Below are 8361 nucleotides of genomic sequence, written 5' to 3' on the forward strand. Positions count from 1 at the left end.
CGACGATCCACGCCGCGAGCACGAGCCCGCCGCCGACCGGCCCGAGGTCGGGTGAGCCGTCCATGGGACCCGACGACGCGGACGTCGTCAGGAGACCGCCCGCGGTGCCGGGCAGGAGCACGTTCAGGGTGCCGACGACGGTCGGCGCCGCGCCCTGGGCGGGCGCCGCGAGCGACGCGGGGTCGCCGCCGGCCACGAGCGGGTCGCTCGCCATCATGAGCACGATCGGCAGGACCATCACGAGGGTCAGCGCGGTGACCAGCGCCGGGACGGTGCGGCGGAGCAGCGCACCGAGCGCGTGGCCGAGCAGCGCGAGCCCGACGAGGAACAGCACCATGCCGAGCAGGAGCGCGGGGGCGTCGCCCGCGGTCAGGTCCACCGGGAGGTCGCGCGCCGCCGCCGCGGGGAGGATCCCGACCACGCTCGCGACGGTCGTCAGGACCGCGATGCCGAGCGCGAACCCGGCGACGGCGAGGGTCTGCGCGACGAGCACCGGCCACCGGCGCGGCACCGTCGTGTACGTCGAGCGGAACGCGCCCGTGCGGAACTCCCCGGCGCCGACCAGGACGCCCAGCACGAGCGGCCCGAGCTGCGCGAGCATGAGGCCGGACGACAGCGAGTCGATCGGCTGGAACCCCGGGTCCCCCGACGACGCCTGGGCGCTCAGGTACGTGATGACGCCCCCGACGACGACGGTCACGGCGGCGGTCCACCACGGCGAGCGCAGCGAGACGACCTTGGTCCACTCCGACGCGACGACCCGGGCGGACGTCGGCCGGCGCGTGGTCGACGACGCCCCGACCGCACGCGGCGCCGCGGTCGCGGCGCTCATCGCGCACCGCCCGCGGTCGCGTCCGTGCGGTACTCGACCGCGTCGCTCGTGAGCTGCAGGTACGCCTCCTCGAGCGACCCCGACCCGGTGCGGTCGACGATCTCCTGCACCGGCGCGTCGGCGAGCAGGCGGCCGCGGCCGATGATGACGACGCGGTCGGCGCACAGCGCGAGCTCGTGCATGAGGTGCGACGACAGCAGGACGGTGCGTCCCTCAGCCGCGAGCTCGCGCACCAGCCGCCGCACCCACAGCACGCCGTCGGGGTCGAGCCCGTTGACCGGCTCGTCGAGGATGAGCGTCGCCGGGTCGCCGAGCAGCGCCCCCGCGATGCCGAGCCGCTGACCCATGCCGAGCGAGAACGTGCCGGCCCGCCGGCGGGCCGCCGACTCGAGGCCCGTCTGCGCGAGCACCTCCCGCACGCGCGCCTTGCCGATGCCGTGCGTCTGCGCCATCGCGAGCAGGTGCGCGTACGCGGTGCGGCCCGGGTGCACCGAGCGCGCGTCGAGCATGACGCCGACCGCGTGCAGCGGGGCGGGCAGGTCGGCGAACCGGCGGCCGTCGACCGTCGCGTGTCCCGACGTCGCACGTTCGAGCCCGACGACGACGCGCATCGTCGTCGACTTGCCCGCGCCGTTGGGCCCGAGGAACCCCGTGACCGTCCCGGGCCGGGCGGTGAACGTCAGGCCGTCCACCGCCGTCGTGCTGCCGTAGCGCTTGGTCAGCGCGTCCACCTCGATCATCGCGTCTCCTCGTCGTCGGGCCCGTCAGGGCGTCCGTCGACGACGCTACGAATCGGGGCGGGTGCCCCAGCACCGACCGGTGGAGGAGATCGGCGGGACGCGCGGCTCCGCCCACGGGATGAGGGCGTCCCCCGACGACCGGGCGGACACCCCCACGTGCCCGGGGCTCACGCGACGTCGACCCCGGGGCGAGCACTCAGCCCCGGCGCCGCTCCTGCGTCGCCCGGCGCAGCAGCGCGTGCCCGTCGGCGAGCGGGCCGAGGTGCGCGAGCTTGTCGGGGTTGGTGACGCTCCGGATCGCCTGGACCCGGCCGTCGGCGATGTCGAGCGTCATGGTGACCACGACGTTCCCGTCGCCGTCGCGGACGACCACGCCGGGCTGGCCGTTGATCTCCCGCTCGTCGAGCACCGCGCCGACGGCCGCGAGCGACGGCGCGGTCGCGGCGACGAGCCGCGCCACGTGGTCGACGCCGAAGAACATCCCCCGGCCCCACAGCGGACCCTTGCCCCCGGCGTCGGCGACCATCTGCACGTCGGCCGCGAGCAGCTCGCGCAGCGCGTCGACGTCGCCCTCGCGCACCGCGTCGACGAACCGGCTCGCGAGCTCCTCGCGCTCGCGGCGGTCGACCTCGAACCGCGGCCGGCCCGCGTCCATGTGCCGCCGGGCGCGCGAGGCGAGCTGGCGGCAGGCCGCCTCGCTCCGGCCGACGGCGCTCGCGACCTCGGCGACGTCGAAGCCGAAGACGTCCCGCAGCACGAACACGGCGCGCTCGAGCGGGCTCAGCCGCTCCATGAGCACGAGCGCAGCGGTCGACAGCGAGTCGGCGAGCTCGGCCGCGCGCTCCGGCTCCTGGTACGGGTCCTCGAGCAGCGGCTCGGGGAACCACGGGCCGGGGTACGCCTCGCGGCGCACGCGCGCGGACCGCAGCACGTCGATCGAGACGCGCGTGACGATCGCGGAGAGGTAGGACTTGACCGACGTCGGCTCGACACCGGACGCGTCCCACCGCAGCCACGTCTCCTGCACCGCGTCCTCGGCCTCGCCGACGCTGCCCAGCACGCGGTAGGCGATCGAGAACAGCAGGGGGCGCAGCTGCTCGAACTCCTCGGCGGCGTCGCCCTGCTGCTCGGCCCGGGCGCCGGAGCGGACGACCCGTGGGCCGTCGCGCAGGTGCTGCTCGCCGCGCTGGGCTACGCGGTCGCCCCGATGATCGCGGACCGCCACCTGCGCGACGTCCCCCCGATCCCCCTGACGACCGCGTGCCTCGCGCTCTCCGCGCTCGCGTACGCGCCCGTCGTCGCCCTCACGGGCCCGCACCCGTGGCCCTCGACCCCGGCCGTGCTGTCGCTCGCGGCGCTCGGCGCCGTCTGCACGGCCGTCGCGTTCGTGCTCTTCTTCGGCCTGATCGCGGAGGTCGGTGCGGCCCGCTCGACGCTGGTCGCGTACCTCAACCCGGTCGTCGCGGTCCTCCTGGGTGCGCTGGTCCTCGACGAGCCGCTCACCGTGACCGTCGCCGTCGCGACCGCCCTGATCCTCGTCGGCTCCGCGGCCGCGTCGCGCCGCACCTCGGGTCGGGCACCACGCGCCGACGAGCCCGTCGAGGCGGTGCCCGCCGGCGAGGCGAACGTGGCCGTCGGCGCCGCTACGCCTCCACGACCACCGGGATGATCATCGGCCGGCGACGCAGCCGGTTCGACACCCAGCGCCCGACGACGCGACGCATCACCTGCTGCAGCTGGTGCGTGTCGACCGCACCCTGCGCCGCGGCCTCCTCGAGCGCTCGGGTGAGGTCCGGGAGGATGTCCTCGAAGACCTCGTCCTGCTCGGCGAACCCGCGCGCGTGGATCTGCGGACCGGCGAGCACCTTGCCGTCGGCCGAGCTGACCACCGCGAAGATCGAGATGAAGCCCTCGTCGCCGAGGATCCGGCGGTCCTTGAGCTCCGCCTCGGTGATGCCGCCCACGCTCGACCCGTCGACGTACACGTAGCCGCACGGGACCGCCCCCACGACCGACGCCTTGCCGTCGACGAGGTCGACGACGACACCGTCCTCCGCGAGCACGACCCGGTCGGCCGGCACCCCGGTCTGGACCGCGAGCGCCGCGTTCGCGACGAGGTGCCGCACCTCGCCGTGCACCGGCATGACGTTGCGCGGCTTCAGGATGTTGTAGCAGTACAGGAGCTCGCCGGCGCTCGCGTGGCCGGACACGTGCACCTTCGCGTTGCCCGAGTGCACGACGCGCGCGCCGAGGCGGGTCAGCCCGTTGATGACGCGGAACACCGCGTTCTCGTTCCCGGGGATGAGCGACGACGCGAGGATCACGGTGTCGCCGGGGCCGACGGACACCTTGTGGTCGTTGTTCGCGATGCGCGACAGGGCCGCCATCGGCTCGCCCTGCGAGCCCGTGCACATGAGGACGACCTCGTCGTCGGGCAGGGCGTCGACCGCCTTGAGGTCGATCAGCACGCCGTCGGGCACCGTGAGATAGCCGAGCTCGGACGCGATGGCCATGTTGCGGACCATCGAGCGGCCGACCAGCGCGACACGTCGGCCGTGCGCGACGGCGGCGTCGAGCACCTGCTGGACGCGGTGCACGTGCGACGCGAACGACGCGACGATGATCCGCTTGGTCGAGTCCGCGAACACGGAGTCGAGCACCGGGCCGATGCCGCGCTCCTGCGCGACGAACCCGGGCACCTCGGCGTTGGTCGAGTCCACCATGAACAGGTCGACGCCCTGCTCGCCGAGCCGCGCGAACGCCCGCAGGTCGGTGATGCGCCCGTCGAGCGGGAGCTGGTCCATCTTGAAGTCGCCGGTGTGCAGCACGGTGCCCGCGCCGGTGCGGACGGCGACCGCGAGCGCGTCGGGGATCGAGTGGTTCACCGCGACGAACTCGCACTCGAACACGCCGAGCGTCTCCGTCTGCCCCTCGCGCACGGCGAGCGTGAACGGCTGGATCCGGTGCTCCTTGAGCTTCGCCTCGACGAACGCGAGCGTCAGCTGCGAGCCGACCAGCGGGATGTCGCGGCGCAGCCGCAGCAGGTACGGGACGGCGCCGATGTGGTCCTCGTGGCCGTGCGTGAGCACGATCGCCTCGATGTCGTCGAGCCGGTCCCGGATGTAGTCGAAGTCCGGGAGGATCAGGTCGACGCCGGGCTGGTGGTCCTCGGGGAACAGGACGCCGCAGTCGATGACCAGCAGCCGGCCGGCGTACTCGAGGACCGCCATGTTGCGGCCGACCTCGCCGAGGCCGCCGAGGGCGACCACGCGCAGGCCACCGTCGGGCAGCGCGGGGGGCAGGGTGAGCTCGGGGTGGGGGTGGCTCAAAGATCTCTCCTGGGTCAGCGGAGCGCGACGTCGAGCAGCCCGGCGGCGCGCAGGCCGTCCCGGATCGCGTCGACCTCGTCGTCGGTCGCGGGCACGAGCGGCAGCCGCGTGGCACGGGTGGGGATGAGGCCGAGGATCTCGCACGCGGCCTTGGCGGCGACGCCCTGGAAGCCGGCGCCGTTGAGGGCGTCGATCGCGGGGACGACGGCACGGTACAGGCGGAGCGCCTCGGCGTGGTCGCCCGCGTCCCACGCGCGCACGACGGCGGCGAGCTGCGACCCGGCGACGTGGCCGCAGACGCTGACGATGCCGACGGCACCCGCCGCGAGGAGCGTGAGGAGCGCGCCGTCGTCGCCGGAGTACCAGGCGAGGCCGGTGCGCTCGATGACCTTCGTGGCGGTGAACGCGTCGCCGGACGCGTCCTTCATCGCGACGACGCGGTCGTGCGCGGCGAGGGTCGCGATGCTCTCGGGTGCGAAGCGCACGCCGGTGCGGCCGGGGACGTCGTAGAGCATGACGGGCACGTCGGTCGCGTCGGCGATCGCCGTGACGTGCGCGACGAGGCCGGCCTGCGACGGGCGCGAGTAGTACGGGGAGACGACGAGGAGCCCGTGCGCGCCCGCCTCGGCGGCCTGCTCGGCCATCCGGACGGCGTGCGCCGTGTCGTTGGACCCGGCGCCCGCGAGCACGAACGCGTCGTCGCCGACGGCCTCGACGACGGCCTGCACGAGCTCGGCCTTCTCGGGGGCGTGCGTGGTCGGCGCCTCGCCCGTCGTGCCGTTCAGCACGAGGCCGTCGTTGCCCTGCTCGACCAGACGCTTCGCGAGGGTGACCGCCGCACCGAGGTCGACGGCACCGTCGGGGGTCATCGGCGTCACCATCGCGGTGAGCACGGCCCCGAACGGACGGGCGGGCGTGGCGGCGCGGGTCATGCGCTCACGGTACCGCCCGGCGGACCTGCCCAGGTGCCCGGACCACGCCCCGGACCTCCCTCAGCGGCGCACCCACGTGCGGTAGCGGAACCGGACGGCGCCGGACGTCTGCCACTCGCCGGTGGTGTCGTCGGGGTCCTGCTCGCGCCACCGCGCCGGGTCGAGCCGTGGCGCGTGGACGTCCCCGGGGACGTCGAGGTCGACGAGCGTGACCTCCGCCCGGTCGGCGACGGGCACCGCGGCGTCGAGCACCGCGCGCCCGCCGATCACCCACGTCTCGACGTCGCCGACGAGCGCGAGCGCGTCCGCGAAGGAGCGTGCGACCTCGGCCCCGGGCGCCGCGAACGCCGGGTCCCGCGAGAGGACGACGTTGCGGCGCCCCGGCAGCGGGCGGACGCGTGGGGGCAGCGACTGCCACGTCGCCCGACCCATGACGACCGCGTGCCCGGTCGTGAGGCGGCGGAACCGCGCCTGGTCCTCGGGCACGTGCCACGGGATGCGCCCGTCCGCGCCGATGACGCCCGCGGGGGTCTGCGCCCACACCAGGTTCAGGCTCACGGCCGCCATGCTAGGTCGGCGCGACCGACCCGCCCGGGCGGTGGCCGCCCTCCCCGACCGGGAGACGGGCCGACCGGCCGGTCGGTCCGTCGGAGGCCGGCGTCGCGTTCCTGGTGTGCCCGCGCGGCGGTCGGGCGACACTGGACCGATGACGACGACGTCCTCCCACCTGCCCCCCACGGTCGCGGCGCACGTCCCCACGGGCGTCCTCGTCGGCGGAGCGTGGCGTCCCGCGAGCTCGGGGCGCACGTTCGAGGTGTCCGACCCCGCGACGACCGAGGTGCTGTTCGACGTGGCCGACGGCGACGAGCAGGACGCCCTCGACGCGCTCACGGCCGCCGACGACTGCTTCGAGGAGTGGCGCGCCGCAGCGCCGCGCGTCCGCGCCGAGCTGCTGCGCGCCGTGTTCGACACGCTGACGCGCCGCACCGAGGACATCGCGGCGCTCGTCACCGCGGAGGGCGGCAAGCCGCTCGCGGAGTCGCGCGCCGAGGTCGCGTACGCCGCCGAGTACGTGCGCTGGTACTCCGAGCAGGCGGTGCGCGTCGACGGCCTGGCCCGGCGCGCACCCGCGGGGACGCACCACCAGCTCGTTCTGCGGCGTCCCGTCGGTCCCGCGCTGCTCATCGCGCCGTGGAACTTCCCGATCGCGATGATCGCGCGCAAGGTCGCGCCCGCCCTCGCCGCGGGCTGCACCGCCGTCGTGAAGCCCGCGCAGCTCACGCCGCTCACCACGGCGTTCGTCGCGGAGATCGTCCGGGAGGAGCTCGACGCGCGCGACCTGCCGACCGGCGTGCTCAACGTCGTGCCCACGTCGTCCGCACGGACCGTGTCGGGCCCGCTGCTCGCCGACCCCCGGCTGCGCAAGCTGTCGTTCACGGGCTCGACCGAGGTCGGGGCGACGCTGCTCAAGGCGTCCGCGGACCGCATCCTGCGCACGTCGATGGAGCTCGGCGGGAACGCGCCGTTCCTCGTGTTCGACGACGCCGACCTGGACGCCGCGGTCGAGGGCGCCGTGCAGGCGAAGATGCGCAACGCGGGTCAGACGTGCGTCGCGGCCAACCGGTTCCTCGTGCAGGAGGGCGTCGCGGAGGAGTTCACGCGGCGGCTGACGGCGGCGTTCGGCGACCTCGTGGTCGGGCACGGCGCCGAGCCCGGCACGACCGTCGGGCCGCTCATCGAGGCGTCGGCGGTCGACCGCGTCGAGGAGGTCGTCGCCGAGGCCGTCGACGGCGGCGCGCGCGTGCACGTCGGCGGCGAGCGACCGGACCGGCCCGGGTACTTCTACGCCCCGACGGTCGTCGACCGGGTCGACCCCGACGCGCGGCTCGTCCGCGACGAGATCTTCGGCCCCGTCGCGCCCGTCGTGACGTTCGGGTCCGAGGAGGACGGCGTCCGGCTCGCCAACGGCACCCCGTTCGGGCTGGTCGCGTACGCGTACACGCGCGACGTCGGACGCGTCATGCGGCTCGCGGAGGCCCTGGAGACCGGGATGCTCGGCGTGAACCGCGGCATGGTCTCGGACGCCAGCGCACCGTTCGGCGGCGTGAAGTCGTCCGGGCTCGGGCGCGAGGGCGGCGAGGCGGGCCTCGAGGAGTACCTCGAGCCGGTGTACGTCGCGCTCTGAGCGAGCGCGTCGCGGGCATCGCGCGTCGGTGTGCGACAGTGGCGCGCGTGGCACGGGACGACGAGACGCGGGCGGCCGTCCGCCAGGCGGTGTCGGTGTCGGTCGCGACGGGCCTCTACGGCGTGTCCTTCGGCGCGCTCGCGGTCGCGGCCGGGCTGGACCTCCCCCAGACGGCGGCCCTCAGCATCCTCATGTTCTCCGGCGGCTCGCAGTTCGCGTTCATCGGCGTCGTCGGCGCGGGCGGCGCGGCCGGTGCCGCGATCGCGACCGCCGGCCTGCTCGGCGTCCGGAACGGGCTCTACGGTCCGCAGGTCGCGCCGCTGCTCGGCGTGCACGGGTGGCG

General features: G+C 75.2%; 9 protein-coding genes. 3 read left to right on the forward strand and 6 right to left on the reverse strand.

Annotation, left to right across the window (positions count from 1 at the left end; translation table 11 throughout):
- The 3 genes from HGA02_RS05575 to HGA02_RS05585 all read right to left on the reverse strand — a co-directional run.
- The coding region (locus tag HGA02_RS05575) for a hypothetical protein (protein WP_168678166.1) at positions 1 to 832 on the reverse strand (832 nt) is incomplete at its 3' end.
- Positions 829 to 1572 (reverse strand): ABC transporter ATP-binding protein, encoded by a 744-nt coding sequence (locus HGA02_RS05580; RefSeq protein ID WP_168678167.1) that lies wholly within the window; start codon positions 1570 to 1572, stop codon positions 829 to 831. The genes HGA02_RS05580 and HGA02_RS05575, both read right to left, overlap by 4 nt.
- Before the next feature lie 196 nt (positions 1573 to 1768).
- The gene (locus HGA02_RS05585; RefSeq protein ID WP_343035291.1) at positions 1769 to 2797 is read right to left on the reverse strand and encodes an RNA polymerase sigma-70 factor; all 1029 of its coding nucleotides are present in this window, start codon (positions 2795 to 2797) and stop codon (positions 1769 to 1771) included.
- Here HGA02_RS05585 and HGA02_RS05590 point away from each other — a divergent pair.
- Positions 2780 to 3241 (forward strand): DMT family transporter, encoded by a 462-nt coding sequence (locus HGA02_RS05590; RefSeq protein WP_246247468.1) that lies wholly within the window; start codon positions 2780 to 2782, stop codon positions 3239 to 3241. The two genes, HGA02_RS05585 and HGA02_RS05590, sit on opposite strands and share 18 nt — an antisense overlap.
- On the opposite strand, the gene HGA02_RS05595 is transcribed toward HGA02_RS05590, so the two are convergent.
- The 3 genes from HGA02_RS05595 to HGA02_RS05605 are packed head-to-tail and all read right to left on the reverse strand — an operon-like array spanning position 3216 to position 6400.
- The gene (locus HGA02_RS05595; RefSeq protein ID WP_168678168.1) at positions 3216 to 4901 is read right to left on the reverse strand and encodes a ribonuclease J; all 1686 of its coding nucleotides are present in this window, start codon (positions 4899 to 4901) and stop codon (positions 3216 to 3218) included. The genes HGA02_RS05590 and HGA02_RS05595 overlap by 26 nt on opposite strands.
- A 14-nt stretch (positions 4902 to 4915) precedes the next feature.
- Positions 4916 to 5833: a 4-hydroxy-tetrahydrodipicolinate synthase gene (gene dapA / locus HGA02_RS05600; protein ID WP_168678169.1), complete on the reverse strand. Its 918-nt coding sequence runs from the start codon at positions 5831 to 5833 to the stop codon at positions 4916 to 4918.
- Positions 5834 to 5893: 60 nt separating this feature from the next.
- Entirely contained in the window at positions 5894 to 6400 is a 507-nt protein-coding gene (locus HGA02_RS05605) for a dihydrofolate reductase (RefSeq protein ID WP_168678170.1), read from the reverse strand.
- A 139-nt stretch (positions 6401 to 6539) separates the two neighbouring features.
- Between HGA02_RS05605 and HGA02_RS05610 the strand changes: the two genes are divergently transcribed.
- Positions 6540 to 8018 carry an NAD-dependent succinate-semialdehyde dehydrogenase gene (locus HGA02_RS05610; protein WP_168678171.1) on the forward strand — a complete coding sequence of 493 codons (1479 nt, stop codon included), beginning with the start codon at positions 6540 to 6542 and terminating at the stop codon, positions 8016 to 8018.
- A 47-nt stretch (positions 8019 to 8065) separates the two neighbouring features.
- The coding region (locus tag HGA02_RS05615; protein ID WP_343035292.1) for an AzlC family ABC transporter permease at positions 8066 to 8361 on the forward strand (296 nt) is incomplete at its 3' end.

This window comes from Cellulomonas septica, from assembly GCF_012396155.1.
Taxonomy (GTDB): domain Bacteria; phylum Actinomycetota; class Actinomycetes; order Actinomycetales; family Cellulomonadaceae; genus Cellulomonas; species Cellulomonas septica.